Source organism: Enterococcus sp. XAF26B05_ASV22 (genome assembly GCF_056727285.1).
Window position 1 is genome coordinate 2679912 of sequence record NZ_CM161538.1, and the last position, 25894, is coordinate 2705805.

The following is a 25894-nucleotide window of genomic DNA, read 5'->3' on the forward strand; positions in this document are numbered from 1 at the left end:
ACTCCTTAGATAGATTTGAATGAATAATCCCAATGACTAAACGATTTCACCATAGCCGTTTGAGTAGTGTTTGTTTTAGTACCTGCTAGATATTTTCTTTGTTTAATCTTGGTTAGCTTATAGACTGGTCTAAAAATTATTTGCTCCCTTTTCCCAGCTGGTATCAATCTAGAGTATGATACACCATATGTCTTTGATTGCCCTATCGTTATTCCTAACGATGCACCTATTTTCCCTTTGCCGATAGGATAGTCTCCAGATATACTCGATGAAACTGACCTGCTACTTGTATTTGAATTATTAGCAGATAGCGTCGCTTTTCCTTTTCCAGACGGACCTTTTCTCCACGGACCATACGATGTTCCAGATGATTTTTTCGATTCTATCTTCCAAGTTATGAGGAAAGCTGCTCTAGCTTGAGGAGACGAAACATCTGTTTCATATTCTTTGAAGTCGTCATCTAAATTTATTTCCGGAACATCTAAATAGCCTGCTCCTTCATCGGATAAGATTGATGCATCAGAATCCGGACGTATCTCTTGTATTACTTCTTTTTCGTTGGCGAGCGCTACATTTGCAATTGGAATTACCGCTGATCCTATCAAAAGACTACAACTCAGAACATGAATCAAAACCTTTTTCATACATAACACTCCGTTTTCTTTTAAGTGGAATAATAATACTTTATAGAATATATTTTTGTCAATAAGATTTTTTATAATAAGTAGAAGTTTAAGGAGTTGTTACCCGAAGGTAAAACGAAAACGTTTTGTTATAGGGTGTTTTGTCAATATCATTATATATGTGAATAGAAGCGAACTTAGGTATTAAAAACCGACAGGTCGGAGTCGGTTAAACAATTATTCTATTCAGTATCCAAGAGTCTTTTGACCCTAAACAAAAAAGCCCTATCCCTTTACTTGATAAAAGGATAGAGCCGTTTAGTTCAACTATTATTGAGCTACTGGGTAAACAGACACTTGTTTTTTGTCGCGGCCTTTACGTTCGAAACGTACTACGCCGTCAACTTTAGCAAATAAAGTGTCGTCTCCGCCGATACCTACGTTTGCTCCTGGGTAAATTTTAGTTCCGCGTTGACGGTATAAAATTGATCCACCAGTAACAGTTTGTCCATCAGCACTTTTAGCGCCTAGGCGTTTAGATTCTGAATCACGTCCGTTGGAAGTAGAACCTCCACCTTTTTTGTGGGCGAATAATTGTAAATTCATATTTAATAACATAGTCTGCACCTCCTATTTTTCGTTTATGGTTTTGACTTGAATAAATTCAAGACTTTCTTGCTCAATTGCTTGTAAACCTAGTAAAAGATTTTCCAAGAGAATCTGGGCAATGTTTGTTTGTTCCTGATTTGCATTTGAAATCATCTCGACATAAAGGTAACCACCTTCATCTTCGTTGGTTTCAACAATCGGTTCAAACCCAGCTAAAGCATCGATACCATTGACCGTACTAATCGTTAAAGCAGACACAGCTGCACAAACGATATCACTACCATATGGACCAGACTCAGCATGCCCTGAGACTTCAAAAGAAACGATTTGGCCAGCGCCATTTCGTTTAAAAGAACTTTTAATCATTGATAGGCCTTCTTTCCTATGCAACTTAAAAGAATTATGCGTTGATTGCGTTGATTACAACTTTTGTATATGGTTGACGGTGACCTTGTTTACGGTGAGTGTGTTTTTTAGGTTTGTATTTGAAAGTCACGACTTTCTTTTGTTTGCCGTGTTTTTCTACAGTTCCTTCGACAGTTGCACCTGCTACGGTTGGAGCTCCTACTTTCGTAGATTCGCCACCCACTAAGATAACTTCGTCAAAAACAACTTTTTCGCCAGCTTCTACGTCTAATTTTTCAACGTAAATCGCTTGACCTACCTCAACTTTTACTTGTTTACCACCAGTTTTGATAATTGCGTACATGCTTTACAGCACCTCCTTCTTCTAGACTTAGACTCGCCATCCCAAGTGATGACTAGTGTCATGCTTAAAAACTTGTTCTGTGCGGTTGTAGCTGTGGAGTCCACAATTACAACATTAACATTGTATCAAAATAAGAATACTGAGTCAATGAAAACTTGACTTTTCTCTCCTACAAACTCTTTTTCAATTTTTTTCGTTGTTATTTCTAATTTATGATTGACTTTGTTATGTATCTTCATTATAATAAATTTTGTTGCGTTAACATTTTGCGCCAATAGCTCAGCTGGATAGAGCACTCGCCTTCTAAGCGAGCGGTCGGGAGTTCGAATCTCTCTTGGCGTATTATTTTAAACGTTCATATCAAAAAACACCAATCACTAAGTGATTGGTGTTTTTTATTGTTCTCATGAAAGTTCCACTTTCCCTGTATATAACTGATGGTAGATTCCTTTTTCTTCAAGTAAATCTTCATGACTGCCTCGTTCAATAATTCGACCATGATCCATGACCATGATTGCATCCGAATTTTGAATCGTTGATAATCGATGTGCGATGACAAATACTGTTCTGCCTTTCATGAGGCGATCCATACCAGCTTGTACATGCTTTTCTGTTCTAGTATCGATACTAGATGTTGCTTCGTCCAAAATCATTACAGGAGGATCCGCAATCGCTGCTCGAGCGATCGATAACAATTGGCGTTGTCCTTGCGATAATCCTTCGCCGTCACCAGTGATCACTGTATCATATTTATCGGGTAAATTATTGATAAAATCCTCTGCATTTGCTAACTGTGCGGCTTTGAGTACATCTTCATCAGAAGCATTCAATTTCCCATATCGAATATTCTCACGAATCGTCCCTGTAAATAAATGAGTATCTTGCAAAACAATCCCTAATGATCTTCTTAGGGAACTTTTTTTGATTTTTTTTACGTTGATTCCATCATAACGAATTTTTCCCTCTTGAATATCATAGAAACGATTGATCAAATTTGTGATGGTCGTTTTACCTGCACCTGTTGCCCCAACGAAGGCCACTTTTTGACCTGGTTCCGCATAAAGATTGATATCTTTTAATACGCGATTTTTATCTGTATACCCAAAGGATACATCTTCAAAACGAACATCTCCAGTCAATTCAGTATACGTAACAGTTCCATCCGCATGTGGGTGTTTCCAGGCCCAAATTCCTGTTCTAGCTTCACTTTCGACAAGAGCACCTGACGCACGATTTACATTAACTAACGTTACATAGCCATCATCTATTTCTGATTTTTCATCAATCAACATAAAAATACGGTCAGCGCCCGCTAAAGCCATAATCACAAAATTGATTTGTTGTGACACTTGACTGATTGGCATGTTCAACGAACGGCTCAATTGTAGAAACGAAGCAATCATCCCAATCGTCAAACCAGAAACACCATACACTGAAAAGATTCCTCCAATGACTGCCAAGAGTACATATTGAATATTTAACAAATTCATCATGATCGGCATTAAGCTATTTGCGTATTTATTCGCTTGAGTAGCACTTTGTCGTAATTCTTCATTGATTTTTTTAAATTGTTTGATCGTTTGCGGCTCATGGTTAAAAATTTTCACCACTTTTTGGCCATGCATGATTTCTTCAATATAACCGTTTACGCTTCCTAAATCACGTTGCTGCTTACCAAAATGGCGACTACTGCGTCCTGCAATCATCCGAATCGTCACAATCATTATCGAAACAGAAACTAACACAACTAAGGTCAATGGAACACTGATCGTAAACATCGCGATAAATACACTAATAAAACTGACCACAGCAGCAACCAGATTAGGGATACTTTGAGAGATCATCTGACGTAATGTATCCGTATCATTCGTAAAATGGCTCATAATATCCCCATCAGAATTTGAATCAAAATAGCGAATCGGCAATGTTTCAAGATGAGTAAACATTTCATCTCGAATTGTTTTTTGCGTTCCTTCACTGATACGTACCATGATCAAGTTAAACCCTAAGTTTGAAATGATTCCAACGCCATAAATCAGTGCCATCGTTGTAATTGCCTTTAATAACCCAGAAAAATCAGGGTCACTTTGACCAAGTAACGGTGTAATGTAATCATCGATCACCACTTGTAAAAATAACGAGCCCCGAACATTCGCAAAGGTGCTTAATAAAATGAGAATAAGAACAAATAGAAGCTGGAACTTGTAGTTTTTAAACATATATGAGAATAGTCGTTTCAACGTTTTCAAAGGATCTTGACTTTTGCGAATCCCTTTTGCTTGTTCATCACGCATCTTCTTCACCAAATCCTTTCTGTTGAGACTCATAAACTTCTTGATAAATCTGATTAGTCGCTAATAATTCGTCATGGGTTCCAATAGCATTGATTGCCCCTTTATCCATCACGATGATACGATCAGAATCTTGAACAGAGGAAACCCGTTGTCCGATAATGAATGTTGTAGTCCCTGGAATTTCTTGTCGCATTCCTTCACGGATCAAACGATCTGTTTTTGTATCCACAGCACTAGTCGAATCATCTAAAATCAAAATTTTAGGTTCTTTCAATAATGCACGTGCAATACACAACCGTTGTTTTTGCCCACCTGAAACATTATTTCCGCCTTGAGAAAGCATCGTATCATACTTATCAGGGAATTCTTCAATAAAACCATCTGCCTGAGCAATCTTGCACACTCGGATCAAATCTTCATCCGTCGCCTCTTCATTTCCCCAACGAAGGTTTTCTTTAATTGTTCCAGTAAATAATACATTGTTTTGTAGAACTACGCTGACTTGGTCACGCAATGATTTCAAATCATAGTGCCGAACATCATGTCCACCAACTTCTACTGACCCCTGTGTTACATCATACAATCTCGGGATCAATTGAACCAATGTTGATTTTGAACTACCAGTCCCACCAACAATCCCAATCACTTCACCTGACTTGATTTCCATATTCGCATGCATCAGCGCCAATTTTTCAAGATTATTCGCATAACTGAAACATACATCGTTAAAACGAACAGAACCATTTGGAATGTCATAGAGTGGATCTGGATTATTTTTTAAATCACTTTCCTCTGATAAAACTTCAGTAATCCGTTCAGCAGATGTCCGTGCAATCAGTACGATGACAAAAACCATTGACAGCATATTTAAACTCATTAAAATCTGCATTGTATATGTAAACATACTGACCAGTTCCCCAGTAGTCAACGTACTCCCTACTACAAATTTTGCCCCTAACCATGAAATCAACAACATACACGTATAGACAGCAAACTGTAAAATCGGATTATTGAAGGCAACAATGCTTTGTGCTTTCGAGAATGTTTTGTAGATATCTTTAGAAACCGTTTTGAATTTCTCGTCTTCATGTTCTTCTCTTACATAAGATTTAACGACACGAATCCCTTGTAAATTTTCTTGAACGACGTTATTTAATTTGTCATAAATACGAAAAACTTTATTAAAATTAGGGTGAGCAAAATAAATAACTGCTGCTAAACCAATCATCAAAAATGGCACGACGCCTAAATAAATCAAGGACAGATCCTTGTTGATACTATAAGCCATGGCTAATGAAAAAATCATGATCAGTGGACTTCGAACTAACAGCCGAATAATCATTTGGTACGCATTTTGAACATTGGTCACGTCTGTTGTCATCCGTGTGATCAAACTAGATGTAGAAAAACGATCAATGTTTGAGAATGAAAATCCTTGAATACGAACAAATAATTGATCGCGTAAATTTTTCGCAAATCCAGCTGAAGCAACTGCAGCATAACGACCTGACATCGCTCCAAAAAATAACGCAATAATTGCACAAATAAATAAAATAGCCCCATACATTAAAATAGCGTTTGTATTTCCCTTTTCGATGCCATTATCGATCATCATTGCCATAACCAAGGGGATGATAATATCTAAAATTACTTCTCCAGTTACATAAAGCGGCGTAATGATACTTTCTTTTTTATAGACACCTATGTTGGCGATTAGTTTTTTTATCATGTAACTAGTTCACCTTCCTTATTTATTTTTTTGCTGTTTTCTGATAATTTTTCCAATAATTTGAAAAAGATTGCTAGTTCTTCTTCTGGAATTCCTCGCACAAGTAACTCATCGAATTTATGTAGCTTTACGATGTTTTCTTTGACTTTCTGTTCGCCTAATTCAGTTAACATTATCGTTTTGTAACGATTATCTTTTTCCAAACATCGTCTTTCGATAAACAAGCGTTTCTCCATTGTTTGCAAAACGCCCGTCGCAGTGGAACGTCGAATGTCAAATTCTTGTTCGATGTCTTTTTGATAGACTGGTACTTGTTGGCTATTACGGCGGTGAATGAAGTTTAGAATGCGCATTTGGATACTTGAAGAGGCTTCGCCGTCTTCTTCTTTTAAAATTTCTGCTGACTTTCGATTGATTTCATTCGCTAAAATTCTGATTTTTAGACCGATTTTTCTGTCCATTATTTACCTCCTCTTTCAATAGTTCGGCTCCTAACTATATTACGATAAGTACTACGGAACGGTCAAGGAAATTTCCTTATCTCAATTATACAAAGAAAAAGACACCCGAAACGAGTATCTTTTTCATCTTAATAATATATTTTCAACCACTCTATTAATATCGAGCTAGAATTCAAATACTGCAGTCAGAACAAATGAACCAGATGGATTTGTACTATTGTTGCCATGCCCCTTTATGTTTTCATCTCTCACATAGATATATTTGACAGACTTAGCATCACCAGCTCCTGAATCCATCATACATGATACTCCCATACCTGCAGCATCTAATGCATGTTGTTTAGGTACGTACGTGTAATTATAATCTTGGAACTTCACTTCACCACCTAGGATTCTTTGCCATCTAAGAACCCAGCCAGTTCTACATTCAGTCAATTTTTTCTTGGGAGTTACGGTCTGTGTGGTGTTCATGACCCAACCTCCCGTCCAAAGTGCTCTTGACTCTGTTTCTGTTAATACTGCTTTACCGTTTTGCTGAATACCGTCCTTAAAATTCTTAACCCCAGCAATTTCTTCATCTCCACTTTTCTTGACAACTGTTTCATCAAAATTATCAATCGCACTTACGTGTGTTTTAGGATAAAGTAAATTCCCTTTTTCTTCTAATTGTACAATATCTGCCATTATACCGCTCCCACCTTACTGAATGTTATTGTTGGTAATGTATCTAATTTTTTCTTATCAGCTGCACTCATCAATCCTTTAACTGTTTGCGTTGCATCAGCTGTCGTTGTTGCGTTTATTCCTGCTGGTCCTTGTAATCCAGGTATACCTTGAGGCCCTGTATCCCCTTTTTCACCTTTGATCGTTGTCATTCCTTCAATCGCACTGACATGGGTTTTAGGATAAACAACGAATCCATCACTTTTTAATTCAACGATATCCGTCATACTGTTCCCACCTTATCTATTGTTATTCCTGTTCCCTCAACACCTAAATCTTTAGCTGTTAAGGTGATGTCGCCTGTTTTTCCGTTGATCGATCTAACACCAATTCCTGCTGTTGCGATTTGATCTAAACCAAGAACTGCACTAACATGGGTTTCAGGAAAAACTTGACGTTGTACACCTGATTCCTCGGTTTCCATAACTTTTTTGATTTCTACTTCATTCGCCATTAAACTGAACCTACCTTTCTTATGAAGAAAGTATTTTGTTTTTCACTATCGATTTCAGCGACAACTAAAGCTGCAGCTTCTTTTTGGTGTGTGATTGTTCCTACCTTAGTCACACTATGATTCAAGCTGAATTTATCGTCTCGAATCGTTCTAAGAATCCCTGTTTCGCCACTCTTCAAAGTAAAATGAGCTTGCTTTAATTCTTCGATTAGATTTAAAAGATTACCAGCAACATTTTCATCTAAAATTTCTTTGATCGTAGCAAACCATTTATCGAATTCTGCTCTTTTAACTGTCGTCCATTGATCATATCGTTCTTGATTTGTTGTGATCCAACCTTGAAACTCTGCAATAATCCGCTGCAACTCTTCTTGTGCCACTATATACCAGTCATCATAAATCTCCTGACACGTTTTCACCCATTCAGTAAAATAGCGTAAAATTTCTTCAAACGTCCAGATATAGTTGCTGTCTTTAATCCCCTCACTGTACATACTTTCTTTCACTTGATAAGTAAAATCTCGTGTGGAAAATTGTTGTCGCCAACTTAAATCTTTTTGAAGTTCTCTAAAACTGAAATAAGCAGTGTTTTCTCCGATATTTTGCATATCGTAATTTGTTAATGTGTATTGCAGTTTCCCTTTTTTTGCATCGATGATTTTAGTAACTTTTTGCTCAGACAAACCGAGTCCAGCATGATGTCCTTGTTTGACGCAGAAAAATGGGGTTACATTTGAAATGTCTTTTGGTTTTCCATGTTCTGTTACTGTCACATCCAAGACTTGGGTTCCTTCATCATATTGACGAATCATGATTGTTGGAATGTTATCGTTTGGTTGTGTGATTGATAAAAAAATTGGATAGACGATTGACATTTACTCACTCCTTTCTATAAATTGATTATTTTGGCGGGATGACAATTGAGCTGATTTCGCTTGATCCGACCCAAGCTCTGTCGTATTTTCCGACAACTTGTCCTAAACCGATATTTTGTTCATAGGTTTGGAAGCCGCCGTTTGTTAAACCTCGGATGACGCCTGTATGGCCATAAGTATAGTCCACGTTAAAGCCTCCAATATTGCCACCGCGTTTCCAGTTGATAATGGCTCCTGGTACTAACTGTTCATAGGTTGGATTAAAAATGACTTTCCAACCAACCGCTGCCCAATCATAACCACTCCCAATTTCAGCTGCTGCTTCTGAATTTCCAATTACGTGACTTAATGGATAGCCCGTATTTGCACCTAAACCACAGCCTCCTAAAAATCCAGAATACTCTGCTGAGACTGCATAACATTGTCCATTTCCTAAAGGCTGTTTGTACAATGTTTCTAAATGAGCCAAGCCTGCTGCTCCAGTAGCAGCTCCAGGTTTTAAATTTCTTAATTTGTCATACCAATACTGAGCTTGCTGTGCTCTGGCTGGCTGATAGGGATCTCCCGGATGCTCATACAATGCGATAAAACATTCGGCTGCATGTTTCAGATTCGTAAGTTTCGTAAAGTCTCTAAAAGGTATATAAGAAATATCTGGACGTGAAGGGTTGTAAAACCATTGCACATTATTTTCCATTTCCCATTGAATCCGTTGGCATTGAGTATCAAGTGTTCGGTGATCTAATCCATGTTCGTTACACCAATCAACAAGCTTAAATTTAGGAGTCCATTGGGTTAACCCATAACCACCTCCACCACTTAATTCGTCAATATCAGGCATGATTCCCGATTCTGATTGGATATTTCCAAGCATTCCAGCGATAGATTGCTCCGTCCAGCCTTTATTTTTAAAGAATTGCCAAATTCCCCAAGCATTTTTTTCTTGATCTGTTGTCAGTTCTGGGGGTATTTCGCCGCCTCCACCAGAGCCGCCGCTGCCGTTACCTGTGATTTCTTTTCCATTAATAAATAGTTTCCCTGTAATATGCAAATCACCGTTATGCTTCCATATCGCTTGTGAATTGAGTTTAGGTTCTTCCATCGTACTTTCTTTGGGAATTTGGATCACATAGTTAGATGTACCATTTTTGTCTTTACTCCCAGAATTTAAAGAAAAAATAAAACCCGGTTGTTGAATAACGGCAAATCCATTTACTCCGTTAGCACCTCGTGTTGCACTAATTGATCCTAGTTTTTTACTCATTTTCTTATCACTGAAAATAATATTGCCGTTTAAAATCTTTATTTGGAATGTGTCATCTAAAGTTTTAAACTCACAACCTTCAATTGTTCTACCTCGAATCGTACCTGCTTGGATAAAATCTGCATTAAATTTCCCATCGATCGTCCATGCTGTTTTGTATTTACCTTTATTAAAATCCCCATCGATAAAACCTATGCCTTCACTATTTGCTACTAGAAAATGGTCACTTGTCTCTAGCGAATCCTTGTTCATCCATACCATTTGATAAGGTTCACGACTGTTAGACTTCCCAGTTTCAATACCGTTCATCAATTTGATAGAACCACCCTTGGCTCCACGAATAATATCATCTTGCCACTTAGAAATCTCTTCTGAATCATAGAAAGTCATCTTCTTTTCTTCCAAAGTATCAACATTTCCTTTTAAATCAGAGGTTGCTTTTGAAATACTTTTCGTAATATTATCTCCTAAACCCGCTTCGACTTTTCCTGTTAAACGATCGATTTTGACTTTAAAAATTCGTGTTTGATAGTGATAATTACGATCATGGCGATGAATTGTTACAGTATTTCCAATCGCATCTCCACCTAAAATTTCAGTTTTAAATTGAACGAGTGGACGAGAATATTCAATGAGTGAATCGTATGTTTTTTGTAGTAATTTTTCTGGATTCTCTTCTTCATCAAATGTAATGACTTTTTCTCGTCTTCTCATCCCACCATTTTTTAGTGGAATACCATATTGTTGGGTCATTTCAGGAAATTCCAACCAATTTTGTCCCTTTGGTTTATTCAACGGTTTCCCTTTTGCTTTTTTCCATTCTATAGTTGTGAACTCGATTCGCTTGCCTTTTCCATCCCCAACGTCTTCGCCACGACCACGACCGATCAAGCTTGTGTATACTTGATTACGATCTTGTTCTTTCACAATGCTCAATGCTTTGTCACCATAAGTAAAACGCTGTTTGCTTTTTTCACCGATTTCACGATAAACTTCTATCCATTTATCTGTGATTCCAATGCCATCTATCTTATATTTAAAAAGAATTTCACAGCCTTGTGTTTGAATATTTTTTAATGCATCTCGCACAGATAGAAAACTAAAATCGTCTGTTATTGCAGGTAAATTTGCGTTTACTTCGCCTACACGCCATTCTGTTTCAACTAACAATTTCTTTAGAGTATTTTTGATTGATTCATTTTTTACTTGTACATTTTTGATAACGTAAGAATCTAACTCATCTGGTGCAAAGCTAATGCCGACAAAGGATAGACTATTTTCCTCTTCACTGTCTAAAATAATTCTGTATAAACTATAAAAAGATCCTTCTTCTTTTACAGCCATGTATGCCGCTTGTTTCAACTCTTCATCATATATAGTGGATACATTTAAAGTATCGTTCATCAATTCATTTTTACTTGACGTAATTTCTTTTTCTTGAATGGCTTCTATCAATTCATTTTCTTTAACGATTCGGAGTAAGTGCTGACGTTCATCAAAGAAATAAACATTCTTATTCATAATTGTACCTCCCGGTAGGAAATAGTCATTTTGCCATTGTTGCATTGAATAATTTGGCCTTCTTTAATAGTAAAATTTTCGAAATCACTTTCTAAATCTAGTAAAAAAGTTTGATCTAGCTCATTGACAAAGACTTTTCCCTTTAAGAAATCAAAAACAACCTGGTCACCAGCACTTAAATTATAACTTGTGATTTTAATCGTCTTTGCTCCATTTGTAATCATCAAAGAACCAAATACTGCAACTGTTACTTTAATTTGTTCAGGCGTTGTTTGATAAGGTAAATACGTCGTAATGATTCCGTCTGTTTTCAACAAAACAGAATATTTTTTTGGATCTGTACAAAGTATTTCAAAACTTGCAATAATACTATTTGTATCTCCCCGAACATCATCTGTCGTTATATATTGTCCATGATAATGGTAGTCCAATTCGTCTTTGAAACGAATCTCGACATCTGACTCTTTATAAAGTAAACGCATCAATTGATGGTATTTCTTCTGTACATCGTTTGCATCTTTCCCAATCAATTGATAGGTTACTTTGATTGTTCGAGCTGGTAATTTTTGATTTAGTTTGATGCTTCCTACTTGTGTTTCTTGTGTTTCAATATTTAGTGATAGCATTTCTCTGCCTGTTACAGCTAACGTACGGTAGCCATCAATCCTTTTTTCTAGATACACACCGTCATACATCATGGCTGAAGAAGGAAGGATCAACTCATCTTTGTGGACTTTTTTCGTTGTATCTTCAAAATAATACATGTTTTCCCTCCTTCTAAAATGCTAAGTTAATAGCAGAATCTTGCCCCATTGCTTCTGAGATATCTGAAACAAAGGCTTTGAATTGTTGATTGCCGAGTTTGATGTTGAATGTTGCTGGTTGTTTAGTTTGAACTTGCATTTGTTTACTACTGGATTGGACGGATACATCTTGGACTGTTGCCAAATGCTGATCTAAACTGTCTAGGCTTGGTAGCATGATTTGTGAAGCTAGTTTGTCCATTGGTTGATCTACTACATGAGCATTTCTTTCGATCCCAATGGCAAGCCCTGCTGGCAGCATTGCGCCGATTTCATCTCGCATCCAACGGGATGGTGAGTGGATTTTAAAGTTTCCTGTAAAAAAGTCTTTAATCCCGTTCCCAATATTTTCAAGAACTTTCCATATTTTTTTTGCCTTTTCTGTAATACCATCAATAAATCCTTGGATGATATTCCCTCCAATTTCAAATAGATCAATGTCAAATAGAGCCTTAGAAAGTTCATTAATAATCTGATAGCCAACTGTTGCGATGGATGGTAACGCACCTAGAATTCCTTTGACTAGTTCCCATATCAACTTTCCTGCTGCTACTAAAATACTTGGAAGCTCCTTGAGTAAACCAGCAACAAGAGTGGAGATAATTTTTACTGCAGCAGAAATGATTGTTGGTAACTGTTCAGACAAAGTTCTTACTAACGTAGCAATAGCCTCAATTGCGACTGGAATTAAAACAGGCAATATCGAAGCAATTCCCTCTGCAAGTTTTGTTAATATTTCAATACCTTTTTTAATGATTTCAGGTAGTTGTCCTGTAATATTAGTAGTAAATGATTCAATGATTCTTGTGACTGTTGCAACGATTTGATCTTTGTTATCTACAATTCCACTAACCAAAGCCATTAATAAATCTAATCCTGTCATTAACAACTTAGGAGCTGCAGATAATAAACTCGTAGCCAAGGATTCAATTAACATTAAAGCTGCTGGAATCAACGTTGGTAAACTTTCAATTACCCCACTAACTAGAGCATTAATTAGGTTAACTGCACTTTGCATGATCACAGGTAGATTTCCTGTGATTGCCTGTGCCAAGCCCGCTATTAATTGTGTGCCTGTTTCCATCAATGCTGGAAGCTTATCTATGATTCCCTGAACAAAACCTGCAATAATAGCTGGTCCTTTTGTAGTTGCTGTTTCTATCATCTTACCGATTTGTCCATCAAACTGACTATCTAATAAACCAAAACCAGCTAATGCAACACCTAAAATAGCCGCTGGTCCTAAAGCTTTTAGTGCAAAACCAAAAACAGAAGATAATCCTTGAACCATGGAAGTCATAGCTGTTGTTCCCACATTAGCAGAACCTTGTAAGGTTGTTCCTATTCCGCTGAAGGTAGATTTTAACAGTTTAGAATTTGTAATTGTATCAGCAAATTTCCCTCCTAAAGCACCAAATTTAGAAGTAACAGTAGAAATCGTTCCACCTACTTGAGAAGACATATCTGAAAACTTGGTTCCTAATTCAACCAACGCTGGATGCTCACTTCTTATATGCATCCCTAAAAGCTTCATTTGATATCTTGCACTTTCAGGTAGTCCACTCATATAATCTTTTACACCGTTAAATCCTTCACCAACTTGTCTAAATGCTGAGCCCATCATTCCAGAGCTTTGATACATTTTTGAAAAACCTGATGAAACTTTAGTAGAAACTGCATCAAACGCTGTACCTAACTTATCGATAGGAGACCCCTCAGTTCTCATGGCCATCGTAAACAACTTCATTTGGTATTTAGTATTTTCTGTAAATCCAGTAAGATTTTGTTTCCAATTCGACATACCTGAAATCATTTGTTTCTGTTTATCACCAAAGCTTTGAGTCATTCCGCCAAAAGACTGCGTTACTTTATCTATATTACCGTTGATTTTCCCAAAAACAGAGTCGTCCCCACTCATCATTTTTCCCAAACTAGGCATATGAAATTGTTCCAGCTTGCTGTTGATATCATCAATTGTTTTATCAACAGTATCTATCATTTCAGTCAAATTTGGCTTTTCAATAACTGGAGTAAATCTTTTTTTTAGCTTTTCCCCAAGGTTATCCACCATAGTTGAAGCATCTTGTGCACTTTGCTTGAATACCTCGAAACTCTGAGTAGGGATATTATATGATGCTAATTTAGTAAAAGATTCATATAAACGATCTGATGTTCCTTTAGTACTGTTAAGCGCCCCCTCAGCACTAGCTAATGTTTTAAAAAAATTATTGTCTATAGCTGATAAGACTGTCGTTACATTTTGTTTTTTCTCCATTTTCCCCCTCCTTTCCTATGAATTAAAATTAGCGATCCAATTTTGAAGTTTTTCTTTATCAAGAGTAGTTCTTTTTTGTCTACCAAGTATTTTCTCTTCTGCCTTGCGATAATCGAAGAACTTATCAAAGGTTCTGAAAATCGGTTTGCCCTTGCGTGTTTGTCCTGCCATAACCGTTGCCCAAGCTTGCAGATGGATTTCGTATTGTCGATCTAACTGTTTTAATTGATAGGCCTTCATCCGTAATTCGTAATCTGGAATCGTCAGTCTTGCAATTTCATTAAAATTTTCAATCTGCAAAAAACGTAAACAGTTTAAGCGAACTTGCTCATAGACTTCATCAAAATGTATGTTGGTTACGCTTGTGCTTCTTCCAACATCTTGCTGGTCATCGTCCCGGTATATTCCGACTTTTTTAATTCATCAATCACTTCTTCAAACAAATTTTTTGTACCATTTTGTTCAACATAATCTTCTAAAAATTTAACCGTCATACGAGGTTTCTCTGTCATATTTGCAATCAATAGGACTTCAAAAAGAGTATCCACATCAGATAAAATCAGGTTTGAAACAATTGCGCCTACACCTAATTTCAACTGCATACCACCGCGTTCTATTGAGTACCGTTTGTTGATTTCTTTTAAGAATCCATAACCAAATCTACAATCGAATGTTTTTTCGTTCATCGTTAATTCCATATTATTTTCCTCCTAATGAAAAGTTGTCTAGCTACACTAAACTATGTGAAAGAGGCTAAAAATTTAACCTCTTTCAAGTATTTTATAGAATGAAGTGCTTATGCTTTTGGTTCCACTTTTACAGTGTCTTTAAATTCATAATCGCCGCCTTCTGATGTATCTAACTCTAATGCTGCAAAACCATTCTTCCCAGCACCTTCGATTGCCCATTCTAAAGAATATTCAACTTTATTCTCTGCTGAATCAGTTTCTTCAAATGACGTAAAATAGCCTTCAAAATATTTCGCTTTAAATTTCCCTTCGTCGTTGCCAGTGCCGATTTCTTTGGTATTGATACGCCAAATTTGAACACGTTTGTTCTCATCCATCGCCGTTTCTAATTTATCAATTTGTGTCGAACCGATTTTGTACAATGTTGTGGCAGTTACTGTTGTTTCAGTAGCGCCTGGTGTCACTACGCTGCCATCTTTGGTCACAGTTGATTCACTTTCTTTTGATTTTGAATACCCATTTTCTGTACTATAGGCTAATCCCCAAGCACTTTCGTTTCCTTCGTCTTCGGCTAAACGAAAACGCCAAACCACATCTACTCCACTTAATGCTGTCATCTGTTTATTTCCTCCTTAGTGTTTTGTTGCTGTTTTAGTTCTTTTAGTTGAGAAGCAAGCTGATTTTTTCGTCGTTGTTCTGCTTTCACCCTTTTTTGCAGCTTTCCGATCACTTTCAATTGTTTTTTGATTGCCTGATCTTGCTGCTCAAAAGTTATATGCTGACTTTCTCTCACAAAAATAGTACTCAATCCTACTTGGCATCCCCTCTCATTTAAAGTCACGGGCGACTCTTTATCAAATAGTCACAGCCATTCGTACTTGATGAACCTAGTATACAAAGAAATAGTGATTCTAAACTCCCAGAATTCTGTTAAAATTATCCCAAGATTCTGTTACTTTTCTTTCACTGTTTGGATTTTTAAATCGTGTTTTTTATAGCCTTGCCTATTTACTATGGTAAAATAAAGAAAAGTCATTTTGTCTTATAACTGAAATAAGAGTAAGAGAAAATATACTACAGATGATCTTACAGAAATACACCAATGACTTTTCAAAAATAATCCAGCAATACCAGTTAGATAAGGAACAATTTCTGTTTAAAGGGGAATATGCTCCTTTGTGCGTCATGAATTTATGTCTAAATTAAAGGAAGTTTCGTATGAATAAAAAAATAGTTGAAAATGAAAAGCTCTATTTAAGAAATTTCACATCCGAGGATTTTGAGGATCTAAGTTTGATTCTACAAGATGAAGAAACGATGTATGCGTATGAAGCAGCCTTCACAGAAGAAAAAGTAAACGATTGGTTGCGTTGGAATATAAAAAGCTATCAAGAAAATGGTTTTGGTCTCTGGGCGATCATCGATCAAAAAAGTAAAGTTTTTGTCGGTCAATGTGGAATTGTCTATTCAAAGGTCGAAGATGAATCCTTATTAGAAATTGGCTTCCTAGTCAATAAACACTATTGGAATCAAGGTTATGCAACTTCAGCTAGCCAACTATGCATTGCCTATGCTAAAAATGGATTAAAAGCGAAAAAAATTTGTTCTATCATTCGAGATACGAATCTCTCCTCTCGAAAAGTTGCTGAGAAAAATGGTATGACCATCGTCAAACAATTTGATAAAAATTATTCTGGTCTGCCCGTTCGTCATTTTGTGTATAGTCTTGATTTAACGAACGAATATGAACAAAGAAAGTAGGGAATATCTTGTTATTTTTAGATTATAGTCCTGATCTTAGTCCCATTGATTTAGAAATCTATAAATATATTGCCTCTCATATCGATGAAGTAGTATATATGCGGATTCGTGAATTAGCCAAAGAAACCCATAGTAGTACCGCCAGTATTTTGCGATTTTGCCGAAAATTTGGCTGTGAAGGGTTCTCAGAATTTAAAGTTAAATTAAATTTGTATCGAAAATCTTTAGCTGAACCCGTTACAACACATGCTGTAGATGAAACATCTTTTACCAATTTCATCCAGCGTTCCACAGAAGCTTTTTATCAAGAACGAATGCAGGTTCAGACAAAAATGTTAGCTAAAAGAGAGCTTGTCGTTTTTATTGGAACCGGCTCATCAAAAATCATTGCTGAATATGGTGCCTTATATTTTTCATCTATTTTCAGTATGGCCTTCCATATAGAAGACCCAATTAATCATCCGGTAAACTTTTTTAATAAAAGTATGGCAAAAAATGTTTGTGTGATTGCCTTGTCTGTAAGTGGTGAAAACGATGCAATTATCGATTATTTGAATCATTTTATTACGAATGACTGTTCCATTATTTCGATTACTAACAGTGAAAAATCAACAATAGCCGCTCTTTCAGATATAAATATCCCTTATTATATTTCAACTGAAAGAATTGGGGATAGCGATATTACATCCCAGGTGCCAGCACTTTATACGGTAGAATATTTGGCAAAAGAAGTACAAAAACAAAAGCAAGACAACTCATAAAACGAGTTGCCTTGCTTTTTACCTTATTTAAAGAAAGCTGGTAAATAGTGTTTGTGCGCTTCCAACAACTCATCCATCACTTCTTTGGCAACATCACCACTTGTTATCAAAGGATTCATGGTGAATGCTTGTAATAATGTACCGTAATCTCCCGTAACAGCTGCTTCGATTGTCAATTCTTCCATTGATTTCATCACTTGTAACAACCCACGTTCTTGCGGTTTAAAGCTGCCGAAGTTATAGGGAACTGGACCTTTTCCAGTAATCGTACACGTTACTTCTACGGCACTTTCAGCCGGTAAATCTGTAATCGTCCCGTTATTTCTAGTGCTGACAGTCATTGTTGTACGTTTGTCATTGTGAATCGAGTTGATGATTTCACACGCTGCGTCACTGTAACGAGCGCCACCACGTTCTGCTAATTGTTTTGGCTTGTAGTCTAAATTAGGATCTTTGTATAATTCAAATAATTCATGCTCGATTTCTTTCACTTTTTCAGCACGCGTGCCATTGTTTTTGAAGTCTTCTAATTCTTCAGCTAACATTTTATCTGTATAGTAATAATAATTGTGGTAGGGACATGGAACCATGTGTAGATTTTCAACTTGTTCCCAGATTAGGTTGTTGTCTTTGATATTCGCTACGATTGATTTAGCATCATCTTGACCATACATTACCTTAATTAATTCATCCGTACGATCTTTTCCATTTTTATCTGTAATTGTATGCCAATGTAAATGATTGATTCCTGCAAACTGGAAGAATAGATCACGATTGTTTTCACCTAATAATTCTGCTTCTTCAAATACAGCATTAACTGGAATGTTGCATAAACCAACAACTTTATCCCAATTACCATAACGTAAAACAGCTTCTGTTACCATACCAGCTGGGTTGGTAAAGTTAATTAACCAAGCATTTGGACAAAGTTCTTTCATATCTTCTACGATATCTAAAATCACAGGAACAGTTCTCAACGCTTTGAAAATACCACCAGCACCATTGGTTTCTTGACCGATTAAGCCATGACTTAATGGAATGCGTTCATCTAAGATACGTGCATCTAAAAGTCCCACACGTAATTGTGTTGTCACGAAATCAGCATCTTTCAATGCTTCACGACGGTCTAATGTTAAATGTACTTCACAGTCAACACCTGCGGCTTTAACCATACGTTTCGCCATTGCGCCAACGATTTCTAGTTTTTCTTTTCCAGCTTCAATGTCGACTAGCCATAACTCGCGTACTGGCAGTTCATCGTATCGTTTAATAAACCCTTCCACTAATTCTGGTGTATAACTTGATCCTCCACCGATGGTAACGATTTTAATTCCCTCTGACATCTCGTTCAGCTCCTTAAGCGTTTTATCTGACCCTAGTATAGCCTTTTACTGAGAGAGAATATATAGAAAAAAAGAAAGTGGTTACATAAAAAAGAAGATGTAAAATGTGACATTGGTGTATCAAGGTGTTACAAAAAAAGAGCGGTGTGGGACAAAAGTAAACATCACTTTTGTTTCACACCCTAAATGCGAATAAACGGTGGGAGGAGAAGCAATCCTTTCGGAAATAAGCTGAAATTGCTGTAAAACACAACAAAGAACGAGTTGATGGTGCACAGTACCTACTTGGGCACAAAAATTTGAAAAACAATTTTCGTAAATTCCTTCTTAGTTCTCGGGATTAAACGCTTCTGTCCCAACCTCCTCTTTTATTTTTAATCAATCATCCTACTCATTAAATGTACATCTAAAAATTCATCCTCATCTGTTTTAGCACCTCGAGCCATGATTGTTTCCGTTTTAAAGCCTATTTTTTCATATACATGAACCGCCCGCTGGTTTCGATGTTGTACCGTTAATTCTAAACGGCGAATCACACCACTTTCTTTTGCCCATTCGATCAATTCTTCCATCATCAAAGTCCCTAAGCCAAAGCCCCAATAATCCTTTAAAATGCTGATCCCAATTTCACCAATATGCTCTATCCGTTTTTTTGATGATGCTTTGATAGATGCTGTCCCAATGACTTGCTCATCTGCTAAAGCAACCATCAATAGATTATTTGGGGATTCATAAAGATTGGCTAAGTTCTCACTCATCTCAACTGGTGTCATTTCTAAACCTTTTTCATCCATTACTAAAAAAGGAGTCTCACTGCCAGCTATTTTTAGCGCACGCAAAATCTCTACTGCATCGTCTGGAATTGCCTCCCGAATCGTAAATTCAACCTCTGTCATATAACGTCCTCCATTTTTTTCTGAATACGATCTAAATAGTTTTCCGCTCGTGTTCCAAAAGCTTGGAATGACAAGACTCTTTTTTCTAACACTTGCGGATCTTTAGTGATCGTAATATCTAAATAGTCTGTCGGTAAGAATTCACCCAATAATTTGCCCCATTCAACAACAGATAATCCATCGCCTTCAAAATATTCGTCCAAACCGAGATCATCCGCACCATTTTCTATGCGGTATACATCCATATGATACAAAGGCATACGTCCTTGTTGATACTCACGAATAATTGTATAAGTGGGACTTTTAATCATCTGATCAATGCCTAAGCCTAAAGCGATTCCTTTAGTCATCGTAGTTTTGCCAGCACCTAAATCTCCGGAAAGAATAATTGTATCGCTTGGTTCAGCTACCAGCCCGATAATTTTTGCTAAAGATTCCGTTTCTTTAGGATTGTTGATTGCAATATCCATTCTTTCACCTACCTAAACTTTCCCTATTTGTATGTAATGTAGTATACCGAATTATTGAAAAAAAAACTAGGGAGTCAAAGCAAAACGCTAGACGTCTTGTCCTGATTCCCTAGTCAATTTAATTAGTTCATTAATGTTTGAGCGGCAGTGATGATTGATAACTTGTAAATATCTTCTTCATTTGCTCCACGAGACAAGTCAGATACAGGTTTGTTCAATCCTTGTAAGATTGGACCAATTGCTTCAAAGTTACCTAAACGTTGAGCGATTTTATACCCAATATTTCCTGATTGTAACTCTGGGAAAACAAAGACTGTCGCTTGTCCTGCAACAGATGAATTCGGTGCTTTCAATTGAGCAACAGATGCTACGTAAGAAGCATCAAATTGTAATTCACCATCGATTTCAAGTTCAGGAGCTAAGCTTTTCGCAATTTTTGTTGCTTCAACTACTTTATCAACTTCAGGTGCTTTTGCAGAACCTTTTGTTGAGAAGCTCATCATTGCTACTTTTGGCTCGATATCAAATAATTCAGCTGTTTTTGCACTATCAACAGCAATCTCAGCTAATTCTTGGGCTGTTGGATTGACATTGATTGCACAATCGGCAAAAATGTATTTCTCTTGATCGCGACCACGAACCATGATCATTGCACCACTTGTACGGCTAACGCCTGGTTTTGTTTTGATGATTTGTAGGGCTGGACGAACTGTATCGCCAGTTGAGTGGATCGCACCACTCACCATTCCATCAGCAAGACCCATGTAAGTAAGCATTGTACCGAAATAGTTGACATCTTTTAAGATCTTACGAGCATCTTCATCTGTGACTTTTCCATTACGGCGTTCAACAAACGCTGTGACCATTTCTTCCCATCCATCATAATTATCTGGATCAATAATCGTAAAGTTAGACGTTTTGATTCCACGAGCATGTGCTGCTTCAACAATCGCTTCTTGTTTACCAATCAAGATTGGCTCCATTAATTCTTCTGCTTTCAAACGAGCTGCAGCCCCTAAAATACGAGGATCTGTTGCTTCTGGGAAAACAATTTTGATGTTACGGCGAATCACTTTAAATTTTAAGCTATCGAATAATTCCACGATATACCCTCCAACTGATTATTTATACAAACTTATCATACACCATTCTTCAAGAAAATAACAGTTATTTATAGCTGTATTAGTGTAAAAAATGCTGATTCTGATATTATTTTCACAAACTCGCCTTTCTGCACTATAACAGATAGAGCTGTTTTAAGACACTATATCAGGTAATTGCCAGTTGATTGGGGTCTCCCCTAACTGCTCTAAAGCCTGATTTGTTTTCGAAAATGGCTTTGAGCCAAAGAAGCCGCGATGAGCAGCCAAGGGACTTGGATGTGGCGATTGAATAATAATATGCTTGTTTGTATCAATCATTTTAATTTTTTCTTGCGCTGGTTTGCCCCATAAAATAAATACAATCGGTTTCTCACGTTCACTTAATTTTTTAATGATCGAATCCGTCAACTTTTCCCACCCTTGACCTCGATGAGAATATGCTTGACCATTTCGAACCGTTAAAACTGTATTTAATAAGAGAACACCTTGTTTTGCCCAACTTTCTAAAAATCCATGGGACACAGGAGGATACCCCAGATCTTCTTGTAATTCTTTGTAAATATTCTTTAAAGAAGGCGGTGTTCGAACACCAGGTTGTACAGAGAAGCTCAATCCATGCGCCTGATTAGGACCATGATAAGGATCTTGCCCTAATATTACTACTTTAACCTCTTCATAAGACGTCAGTTCTAACGCTGAGTATATGTGATACATATCTGGATAAATCGTTTGCTCGCTATATTCCTGCTTTAAAAAATCTCGTAATTTCAAATAATATTCCTTGGTGAACTCTTCTTCTAAAATATCTTGCCAACTATTATGAATGATTGCTTTCATTTGCCAGCCTCCTTCATTTTTTTGCAGTACGGTATTTTTCTATTCTTACTAATTAAAACTTCTATTCTGGATGCTTTCTTTTACACTTTAAGGATATCTGATTTTGTATGAGGTGACAAGGAAATTTTTTCTACACTGAAAAAGAAAAAACATGGTAAACTATAGATAAGTTAAATAAACGAGGTGTAGAAAATTTCATGATTAAATTGATTGCTTCAGACATGGATGGAACATTATTAGATTCAAAAATGGGTATTTCAAAAGACAATGCTTCTGCTATTAGAGAAGCTGAGCGTTTAGGTATTGAGTTTATGGTTGCTACAGGCCGAGCTTATACAGAGGCAAAACCAGCTCTAGATGAAGCCGGTATTAAATGTGCAATGATTACTCTAAATGGTGCTCAAGTATTTGATAAAGCTGGAAATTCACTTTTTACTGCTGGAATAGACAAGAAGACGACAGCTGAAATCTTAGACATTTTAGATGCACACAATATCTATTTTGAAGTCTCTACCAACAAAGGCATTTATTCTGAACAACAAGAAAAAAGAATCGAGAACTTCGCTTCTCATATCGCAACAACAATGCCACATTTGACATACAAAGTAGCGATTGCCATGGCCGCAGCTCACTTGTCTTTACTCGATATTACCTATATAAACGATATGCGCGCTTTGATTGCTCAAAATGATATCGAAGTGCTCAAAATAATCGGTTTTAGTATGGACGGTCCAAAAGTGTTAGGCCCTGCAAGTAGTCAAATTCGCCAATTGAATGATTTAGCAGTCACTTCATCTGCTCAAAATAATATTGAAGTCAATCATAAAAATGCACAAAAAGGAATCGCAGTCGCTCATGTTGCAAAAGACCGTGGCATTTCTGCAAAAGACGTTATGACGATTGGGGATAATTTCAACGATGTTAGTATGCTTCAATGGGCTGATGTTAGCTTTGCCATGGGAAATGCTGAATTAGAAGTCAAAGACCATGCAAAATACCTCACTTCTACTAACTTAGAAAATGGGGTAGGCGAAGCAATCTTACGAGCAATTCGAGAAAATTTATAATAGAACAAGCGAACCAACAAAGAAAAGAGGTGAGATAAGGTGTCTGAGTTTTTTATTCAAGAACAACAATTAAGCAATATCACAAGAACCATTGTCAAAGATGAAGATGGCAAGTCTCTTTTCTTACTTGTTGGACGTTGGGGAACTCGTGGTGATGCACTTACTCTATACGCGATGAGTGGTGAATTGGTCGCTAGCATCAAACAAACCTCATTTGCCTTTGGTACAAGATTTGAACTCTATAAAGGGTTTGAAAAAGTTGGGGTATTACGAAAAATTTTACATTTAAATGCTGACTTTTATTACATCCAACATTTGCATTGGACTGTTTTAGGCGACATTAAAAACCACCAATACTCCATTTATCAAGTCAACCATAAAGTTATGGACATGAACAAAGCGACTCTTTTTTCAGGTGACTATTTTAGCTTAAATGTCTCAAATGACGAAGATGCTCCGTTATGTATATGCGTAGCAGCAGTACTAGATTATTGGTTGTACAATAAAAAAAAGAATGCCACTCGTAAACCAATCATCGGTTGGGGAACTTGTTAAGATAACTAAAAAATCAGCGAAAATTATTCGCTGATTTTTTTTTGCATATGATCGTATAAATGGCCGCTGATCATCATCTCCGAAACATCTTTAAACCCTTTACGACTATACAGCTTTTTAGCATTAGGATTTCCTTTATCCACGCTTAGTCCAATAATGTCTTTTCCATCTCTTTTAGCCATCTTTGGCAGAGCATCCAATAACGCGGATCCGATTCCTGATCCACGATGCTTTTCATCAACAGAAATTGAATCTAAATACCACTCACCTGGTAAGGTCTCTGGATCAATAAATAGTCTTATTTCTTCATCCAAATTATAATTTTTTAGGATTTTTTTTAGTGGTTCATCAATTATCGGCTCATCTTCATTAGGATAACCAAATGCTATTCCAGCTACTCGGCCGTCTTCTTCGTAGACTAAACCTCGTTGGTAACCATAACGATATGTTGGGTCTGCCACTGCCTCAGCTAAAACTGCTAACAGTGTTTCTTCTGGAACAATCTCTAATAAAGGCAATTCCATATCTTTTAAAATAACTAATATTAACGGAGCAATAGCCTCTCCGTCTTCTTTTGTGGCAAAACGAATCATTGTTATTCCTCACTTTCTTTATTGAGTGTATCATTTATTTTTTGTTCACGCATTACATTCAATTGTTTTTTAATTTGTTTTAATAATTGCTCAAAAAAAAGACACTCAAACGAGTGCCTATTTTTATTGAATTGTCACTTTAACGTTATTTCTACGACCCCAGTTTAAACATTGTTCAACAGATGGGAAATGTACATCAATAATGTTGCCGTTAATTGCGCCACCAGTATCTCCAGCAACAGCAAAACCATATCCTTCGACTTCAACAAAAGAGCCTAATGGAATCACACTTGGGTCAACTGCGATCACATTGCTTTGTGAACGTAAATCAATTCCAGTTGCAGTAATGAATCCTGAACCAGCTTCTTTCCATGAATAAGCTGTTGATTGCATGTACAGTACTCGACCGTTTGATTCACCGTTATTTTCTTCACCAGTGCTTGGTACCTCTACCGGTGGTATTGGTGGTGTAACAACAGGTTGTTCTTCACTGCTTGAGCTACTGCTACTTGAATCAATGCTTGATGATGAACTGCTACTTGAGCTTTCTTGAGAACTAGCATTAGTTTTTCTTTTTGCTTCTTCTAATGCAGCTTGCTTTTGACGAGCTTCGCTAGCTTTCTTTTCATCTGTGATACGTTTTTGTTCTGTCTGTTTTTCGCTGGCGATTTGTTGTAACGCTGCTTGATTATTAGATAATTGCTCTTTTAATGTGACAACTTGTTCGTCCATTGCAGAGGCTTCGTCCTGTAATTTTGATTCGTTGGTTTGTAATTCGTTTTGTTTGTTTTTTACAGTTTCTTGAAGTTCAGACAATTTCTCTTTATCTTTAGATAGACGATCAATCTTTTCTTTTTCTGCGTTTTGTAAGATAGTCATCGCATACGCTTTATTAAAGAAATCAGATACACTTTCAGCATCTAATAATACTTGCCATGTACGCTGTTCCCCACTTAGCTGGACATCTTTCATACGATTTCCAACGACTTCTTTACGGCGTGCAATACTTTGCTCTGTTGCTGCTATTTCGGCTTCAGAGTTCTTGATTGTTTCTTCAGCTTTTGAAATATCTGCTTTAAGTTTTTCAATTTCAGCGTATTTTTCATTAACATCATTTAAAGCTGTATTGATATCTTGGCTAAGTGATTCTCCCGTTTGTGCGGCTTGTGCTTCTTTATCCTTCAGCTCATCTAATGACTCTGCTGCGGCACCGATTGGAAGAGCAACATTTACTAGCATGATAGCAGCTAAAAATGGTATCAATTTTTTTACTTTCACTGAATCCAACACCTTTCCTAACTAAATCCAACTCCACCTATTATACTAATCTATAAGGGTTATTTTGTTGCAGTATCGTTACAATTTATTACATTTTTGCGAAAATGCCCGTTTTTCTGTAACATTAAGCCTTTTTCTCTTACTTGTTTTAGTGCTAGTCCCCCTGTTAAAACCTCTATCTATCAGCATTTCCCTTAAGTA

Annotated in this window: 29 protein-coding genes, 1 tRNA gene and 1 other annotated feature; of the genes, 5 read left to right on the top strand and 25 right to left on the bottom strand. The window is 36.8% G+C overall.

What is annotated here, in order from left to right:
- Positions 1-5: 5 nt before the first annotated feature.
- The 4 genes from AC1PU0_RS13295 to rplU form a co-directional block, all read right to left on the bottom strand.
- Positions 6-644 carry a hypothetical protein gene (locus AC1PU0_RS13295; RefSeq protein WP_206835800.1) on the bottom strand — a complete coding sequence of 213 codons (639 nt, stop codon included), beginning with the start codon at positions 642-644 and terminating at the stop codon, positions 6-8.
- Between the two features lie 309 nt (positions 645-953).
- Entirely contained in the window at positions 954-1241 is a 288-nt protein-coding gene (gene rpmA, locus AC1PU0_RS13300; RefSeq protein WP_010762831.1) for a 50S ribosomal protein L27, read from the bottom strand.
- 12 nt (positions 1242-1253) lie between these two features.
- Positions 1254-1598, bottom strand: coding sequence for a ribosomal-processing cysteine protease Prp (locus AC1PU0_RS13305; RefSeq protein WP_025873320.1), 345 nt, complete (start codon positions 1596-1598; stop codon positions 1254-1256).
- A gap of 34 nt (positions 1599-1632) precedes the next feature.
- A complete protein-coding gene (gene rplU, locus AC1PU0_RS13310; protein ID WP_010762829.1) occupies positions 1633-1941 on the bottom strand; it encodes a 50S ribosomal protein L21 in 309 nt (102 codons plus the stop codon).
- A 19-nt stretch (positions 1942-1960) separates the two neighbouring features.
- Positions 1961-2038, bottom strand: a sequence feature (ribosomal protein L21 leader region).
- A 171-nt stretch (positions 2039-2209) separates the two neighbouring features.
- On the opposite strand from rplU, the gene AC1PU0_RS13315 reads away from it, so the two are divergent.
- Positions 2210-2283, top strand: a tRNA-Arg gene (locus AC1PU0_RS13315).
- A 62-nt stretch (positions 2284-2345) separates the two neighbouring features.
- Here the strand turns inward: AC1PU0_RS13315 and AC1PU0_RS13320 are convergent.
- The 14 genes from AC1PU0_RS13320 to AC1PU0_RS13385 form a co-directional block, all read right to left on the bottom strand.
- Complete coding sequence (locus AC1PU0_RS13320; RefSeq protein ID WP_069655268.1) at positions 2346-4235, bottom strand: ABC transporter ATP-binding protein; 1890 nt, start codon at positions 4233-4235, stop codon at positions 2346-2348.
- On the bottom strand, positions 4228-5964 hold the full coding sequence (locus AC1PU0_RS13325) for an ABC transporter ATP-binding protein (RefSeq protein WP_206849641.1): 1737 nt from the start codon (positions 5962-5964) through the stop codon (positions 4228-4230). Before AC1PU0_RS13325 ends, AC1PU0_RS13320 begins: the two co-directional genes overlap by 8 nt.
- Positions 5961-6425: a MarR family winged helix-turn-helix transcriptional regulator gene (locus AC1PU0_RS13330; RefSeq protein ID WP_111248604.1), complete on the bottom strand. Its 465-nt coding sequence runs from the start codon at positions 6423-6425 to the stop codon at positions 5961-5963. Before AC1PU0_RS13330 ends, AC1PU0_RS13325 begins: the two co-directional genes overlap by 4 nt.
- Before the next feature lie 165 nt (positions 6426-6590).
- Positions 6591-7109, bottom strand: a complete 519-nt coding sequence (locus tag AC1PU0_RS13335; RefSeq protein WP_111248603.1) for a hypothetical protein — start codon at positions 7107-7109, stop codon at positions 6591-6593.
- Positions 7109-7375: a collagen-like protein gene (locus tag AC1PU0_RS13340; protein WP_111248602.1), complete on the bottom strand. Its 267-nt coding sequence runs from the start codon at positions 7373-7375 to the stop codon at positions 7109-7111. Before AC1PU0_RS13340 ends, AC1PU0_RS13335 begins: the two co-directional genes overlap by 1 nt.
- Complete coding sequence (locus tag AC1PU0_RS13345) at positions 7372-7602, bottom strand: hypothetical protein (RefSeq protein WP_111248601.1); 231 nt, start codon at positions 7600-7602, stop codon at positions 7372-7374. Before AC1PU0_RS13345 ends, AC1PU0_RS13340 begins: the two co-directional genes overlap by 4 nt.
- Positions 7602-8477, bottom strand: a complete 876-nt coding sequence (locus AC1PU0_RS13350) for a phage baseplate upper protein (protein ID WP_069655261.1) — start codon at positions 8475-8477, stop codon at positions 7602-7604. Before AC1PU0_RS13350 ends, AC1PU0_RS13345 begins: the two co-directional genes overlap by 1 nt.
- Before the next feature lie 25 nt (positions 8478-8502).
- Positions 8503-11262: a phage tail spike protein gene (locus AC1PU0_RS13355; RefSeq protein WP_206849639.1), complete on the bottom strand. Its 2760-nt coding sequence runs from the start codon at positions 11260-11262 to the stop codon at positions 8503-8505.
- Positions 11259-12026, bottom strand: coding sequence for a distal tail protein Dit (locus AC1PU0_RS13360; protein WP_206849637.1), 768 nt, complete (start codon positions 12024-12026; stop codon positions 11259-11261). Before AC1PU0_RS13360 ends, AC1PU0_RS13355 begins: the two co-directional genes overlap by 4 nt.
- A 13-nt stretch (positions 12027-12039) precedes the next feature.
- Positions 12040-14340 carry a phage tail protein gene (locus AC1PU0_RS13365; protein ID WP_206849635.1) on the bottom strand — a complete coding sequence of 767 codons (2301 nt, stop codon included), beginning with the start codon at positions 14338-14340 and terminating at the stop codon, positions 12040-12042.
- Positions 14341-14355: 15 nt separating this feature from the next.
- Positions 14356-14640, bottom strand: coding sequence for a hypothetical protein (locus tag AC1PU0_RS13370; protein ID WP_206835774.1), 285 nt, complete (start codon positions 14638-14640; stop codon positions 14356-14358).
- Positions 14641-14696: 56 nt separating this feature from the next.
- Positions 14697-15038, bottom strand: a complete 342-nt coding sequence (locus tag AC1PU0_RS13375) for a tail assembly chaperone (RefSeq protein ID WP_069655257.1) — start codon at positions 15036-15038, stop codon at positions 14697-14699.
- Between the two features lie 98 nt (positions 15039-15136).
- On the bottom strand, positions 15137-15646 hold the full coding sequence (locus AC1PU0_RS13380; RefSeq protein ID WP_069655256.1) for a phage major tail protein, TP901-1 family: 510 nt from the start codon (positions 15644-15646) through the stop codon (positions 15137-15139).
- A complete protein-coding gene (locus AC1PU0_RS13385; RefSeq protein ID WP_069655424.1) occupies positions 15643-15837 on the bottom strand; it encodes a hypothetical protein in 195 nt (64 codons plus the stop codon). Before AC1PU0_RS13385 ends, AC1PU0_RS13380 begins: the two co-directional genes overlap by 4 nt.
- Positions 15838-16247: 410 nt before the next feature.
- Here AC1PU0_RS13385 and AC1PU0_RS13390 point away from each other — a divergent pair, with 410 nt between their 5' ends.
- Together AC1PU0_RS13390 and AC1PU0_RS13395 are read left to right on the top strand one after the other, a co-directional pair.
- Positions 16248-16790 (top strand): GNAT family N-acetyltransferase, encoded by a 543-nt coding sequence (locus tag AC1PU0_RS13390; RefSeq protein ID WP_206849634.1) that lies wholly within the window; start codon positions 16248-16250, stop codon positions 16788-16790.
- Positions 16791-16798: 8 nt separating this feature from the next.
- Complete coding sequence (locus AC1PU0_RS13395; protein ID WP_479998482.1) at positions 16799-17551, top strand: MurR/RpiR family transcriptional regulator; 753 nt, start codon at positions 16799-16801, stop codon at positions 17549-17551.
- 23 nt (positions 17552-17574) lie between these two features.
- Here the strand turns inward: AC1PU0_RS13395 and AC1PU0_RS13400 are convergent, their stop codons facing one another.
- From AC1PU0_RS13400 to AC1PU0_RS13420, 5 genes are all read right to left on the bottom strand, one after another.
- On the bottom strand, positions 17575-18894 hold the full coding sequence (locus tag AC1PU0_RS13400) for a 6-phospho-beta-glucosidase (RefSeq protein WP_206849633.1): 1320 nt from the start codon (positions 18892-18894) through the stop codon (positions 17575-17577).
- Between the two features lie 374 nt (positions 18895-19268).
- Complete coding sequence (locus tag AC1PU0_RS13405) at positions 19269-19790, bottom strand: GNAT family N-acetyltransferase (RefSeq protein ID WP_206835765.1); 522 nt, start codon at positions 19788-19790, stop codon at positions 19269-19271.
- Positions 19787-20260, bottom strand: coding sequence for a tRNA (adenosine(37)-N6)-threonylcarbamoyltransferase complex ATPase subunit type 1 TsaE (gene tsaE, locus AC1PU0_RS13410; protein ID WP_111248592.1), 474 nt, complete (start codon positions 20258-20260; stop codon positions 19787-19789). The genes AC1PU0_RS13405 and tsaE overlap by 4 nt, the downstream gene beginning before the upstream one ends.
- Before the next feature lie 122 nt (positions 20261-20382).
- Positions 20383-21363: a phosphate acetyltransferase gene (gene pta, locus AC1PU0_RS13415; RefSeq protein WP_069654437.1), complete on the bottom strand. Its 981-nt coding sequence runs from the start codon at positions 21361-21363 to the stop codon at positions 20383-20385.
- Between the two features lie 153 nt (positions 21364-21516).
- The gene (locus AC1PU0_RS13420) at positions 21517-22200 is read right to left on the bottom strand and encodes a uracil-DNA glycosylase (RefSeq protein WP_206849632.1); all 684 of its coding nucleotides are present in this window, start codon (positions 22198-22200) and stop codon (positions 21517-21519) included.
- A gap of 197 nt (positions 22201-22397) precedes the next feature.
- Between AC1PU0_RS13420 and AC1PU0_RS13425 the strand changes: the two genes are divergently transcribed.
- Together AC1PU0_RS13425 and AC1PU0_RS13430 are read left to right on the top strand one after the other, a co-directional pair.
- Positions 22398-23267, top strand: a complete 870-nt coding sequence (locus AC1PU0_RS13425) for a Cof-type HAD-IIB family hydrolase (protein ID WP_111248590.1) — start codon at positions 22398-22400, stop codon at positions 23265-23267.
- Between the two features lie 39 nt (positions 23268-23306).
- Positions 23307-23822, top strand: a complete 516-nt coding sequence (locus AC1PU0_RS13430) for an LURP-one-related/scramblase family protein (protein WP_069654440.1) — start codon at positions 23307-23309, stop codon at positions 23820-23822.
- 23 nt (positions 23823-23845) lie between these two features.
- Here the strand turns inward: AC1PU0_RS13430 and AC1PU0_RS13435 are convergent, their stop codons facing one another.
- Positions 23846-24415 (bottom strand): GNAT family N-acetyltransferase, encoded by a 570-nt coding sequence (locus tag AC1PU0_RS13435; protein WP_069654441.1) that lies wholly within the window; start codon positions 24413-24415, stop codon positions 23846-23848.
- Positions 24416-24538: 123 nt separating this feature from the next.
- Positions 24539-25702, bottom strand: a complete 1164-nt coding sequence (locus tag AC1PU0_RS13440; RefSeq protein WP_422851507.1) for a 3D domain-containing protein — start codon at positions 25700-25702, stop codon at positions 24539-24541.
- Positions 25703-25894 lie beyond the last annotated feature (192 nt).

Bases quoted from the DNA above. Each gene is read 5' to 3' on its own strand.
- AC1PU0_RS13295 (WP_206835800.1), bottom strand. From the start codon at position 644: ATGAAAAAGGTTTTGATTCATGTTCTGAGTTGTAGTCTTTTGATAGGA.
- rpmA (WP_010762831.1), bottom strand. From the start codon at position 1,241: ATGTTATTAAATATGAATTTACAATTATTCGCCCACAAAAAAGGTGGA.
- AC1PU0_RS13305 (WP_025873320.1), bottom strand. From the start codon at position 1,598: ATGATTAAAAGTTCTTTTAAACGAAATGGCGCTGGCCAAATCGTTTCT.
- rplU (WP_010762829.1), bottom strand. From the start codon at position 1,941: ATGTACGCAATTATCAAAACTGGTGGTAAACAAGTAAAAGTTGAGGTA.
- AC1PU0_RS13320 (WP_069655268.1), bottom strand. From the start codon at position 4,235: ATGCGTGATGAACAAGCAAAAGGGATTCGCAAAAGTCAAGATCCTTTG.
- AC1PU0_RS13325 (WP_206849641.1), bottom strand. From the start codon at position 5,964: ATGATAAAAAAACTAATCGCCAACATAGGTGTCTATAAAAAAGAAAGT.
- AC1PU0_RS13330 (WP_111248604.1), bottom strand. From the start codon at position 6,425: ATGGACAGAAAAATCGGTCTAAAAATCAGAATTTTAGCGAATGAAATC.
- AC1PU0_RS13335 (WP_111248603.1), bottom strand. From the start codon at position 7,109: ATGGCAGATATTGTACAATTAGAAGAAAAAGGGAATTTACTTTATCCT.
- AC1PU0_RS13340 (WP_111248602.1), bottom strand. From the start codon at position 7,375: ATGACGGATATCGTTGAATTAAAAAGTGATGGATTCGTTGTTTATCCT.
- AC1PU0_RS13345 (WP_111248601.1), bottom strand. From the start codon at position 7,602: ATGGCGAATGAAGTAGAAATCAAAAAAGTTATGGAAACCGAGGAATCA.
- AC1PU0_RS13350 (WP_069655261.1), bottom strand. From the start codon at position 8,477: ATGTCAATCGTCTATCCAATTTTTTTATCAATCACACAACCAAACGAT.
- AC1PU0_RS13355 (WP_206849639.1), bottom strand. From the start codon at position 11,262: ATGAATAAGAATGTTTATTTCTTTGATGAACGTCAGCACTTACTCCGA.
- AC1PU0_RS13360 (WP_206849637.1), bottom strand. From the start codon at position 12,026: ATGTATTATTTTGAAGATACAACGAAAAAAGTCCACAAAGATGAGTTG.
- AC1PU0_RS13365 (WP_206849635.1), bottom strand. From the start codon at position 14,340: ATGGAGAAAAAACAAAATGTAACGACAGTCTTATCAGCTATAGACAAT.
- AC1PU0_RS13375 (WP_069655257.1), bottom strand. From the start codon at position 15,038: ATGGAATTAACGATGAACGAAAAAACATTCGATTGTAGATTTGGTTAT.
- AC1PU0_RS13380 (WP_069655256.1), bottom strand. From the start codon at position 15,646: ATGACAGCATTAAGTGGAGTAGATGTGGTTTGGCGTTTTCGTTTAGCC.
- AC1PU0_RS13390 (WP_206849634.1), top strand. From the start codon at position 16,248: ATGAATAAAAAAATAGTTGAAAATGAAAAGCTCTATTTAAGAAATTTC.
- AC1PU0_RS13400 (WP_206849633.1), bottom strand. From the start codon at position 18,894: ATGTCAGAGGGAATTAAAATCGTTACCATCGGTGGAGGATCAAGTTAT.
- AC1PU0_RS13405 (WP_206835765.1), bottom strand. From the start codon at position 19,790: ATGACAGAGGTTGAATTTACGATTCGGGAGGCAATTCCAGACGATGCA.
- tsaE (WP_111248592.1), bottom strand. From the start codon at position 20,260: ATGGATATTGCAATCAACAATCCTAAAGAAACGGAATCTTTAGCAAAA.
- AC1PU0_RS13420 (WP_206849632.1), bottom strand. From the start codon at position 22,200: ATGAAAGCAATCATTCATAATAGTTGGCAAGATATTTTAGAAGAAGAG.
- AC1PU0_RS13425 (WP_111248590.1), top strand. From the start codon at position 22,398: ATGATTAAATTGATTGCTTCAGACATGGATGGAACATTATTAGATTCA.
- AC1PU0_RS13435 (WP_069654441.1), bottom strand. From the start codon at position 24,415: ATGATTCGTTTTGCCACAAAAGAAGACGGAGAGGCTATTGCTCCGTTA.